1 protein-coding gene is annotated in these 1,076 nt (G+C 67.4%); it reads left to right on the top strand.

Going from position 1 to position 1,076, the window contains the following annotated elements:
- Positions 1-265: 265 nt before the first annotated feature.
- On the top strand, positions 266-1,076 hold an 811-nt coding region (locus tag B073_RS0107220), incomplete at its 3' end, for a 3-oxoacyl-ACP reductase (RefSeq protein ID WP_199788112.1).

The following is a 1,076-nucleotide window of genomic DNA, read 5'->3' as shown; positions in this document are numbered from 1 at the left end:
CCTTGCCCAGCAACGAAACCGACCGGCACAGCTCTCCTCCTACGACGCGAGACACCGGGCCAGGGGCCGGGCAAGCGCATGCCGGGTCTCGCGCCTGGATTCCCTGCCCGCCCGGCCTGGACATGCCCCTCCCGCTCCCACATCTCCTGCCGGGCCCCCGGGCGGCCCCCAGGGGATTCGGCGGTCGGTACGTAGGACCCCAACGGCAGAGGGGAGAAGCCGCGTGAAGCTCCGCGCTGTCTCTTGCACCCTCCCCTCCCGCGAGGTGACCAACTCCGACATCACGCAGTTGATCGGCAAACACAGCACCGGTCACTTCGTTGGGGACCTGGAGCACGCCCTCAACAAGATCGGCGGCTTCCTGCGGTACAGCGGATCACACACCCGGTACTGGCTCGACGCCGGCGAGCGCCCCATCGACCTGCTGCGCACCGCAGCGCACTCCGCCCTCGCACAGGCGGGCGTCGCCGCTGACCAGATCGACGTGCTGATCTACACCGGAATCGGCCGCGGCTTCCTCGAGCCCGGAGGCGCCTATCACGCCGCCCACGCCATCGGCCTGCGCCATGCGCACTGCTTCGACATCATCGACGCCTGCATGAGCTGGACCAGAGCCGCCCAAGTCACCCAATCCCTCTTCCGAAGTGGCTCGTTCCGTACCGCCATGATCGTCAATGCGGAGTGCAACATGCGGCCCGGTGGCCCGGTCGTCCCCCATCTGTTCCGGCTGGAACGGATCGAAGCACTGGAGTCGACCCTCCCCGCCTACACACTCGGCGAAGCCGCCACCGCAACCGTACTCACCGCGGACGACAGCGAACCGTGGCAGTTCCGCTTCATCTCGCGCCCTGATCTCGCCTCGCTGTGCAACGTCACCCTCGAGGGCTACGACGGATACTGCGAGCCCTCCGACAAGCTGGCCCGAAACGGCGTCGGCGTCTTCACCTCCTTCGGCTTCGAAATGCATCAGGTAGGCAGAAGCGAAGTGCAGGCGGTGTTCCAGCAACTGGACCCGCCGCTGGACGAGGTGGCCGCGCTGTTCACCCATGCGTCGAGCAAACGCGAGTGGCAGGCGG

Origin of the sequence: Streptomyces sp. MspMP-M5 (assembly GCF_000373585.1) — a bacterium.
In the GTDB taxonomy this organism is placed as follows: Bacteria; Actinomycetota; Actinomycetes; order Streptomycetales; family Streptomycetaceae; genus Streptomyces.
This window is presented reverse-complemented; position numbering and strand designations above follow the sequence as displayed.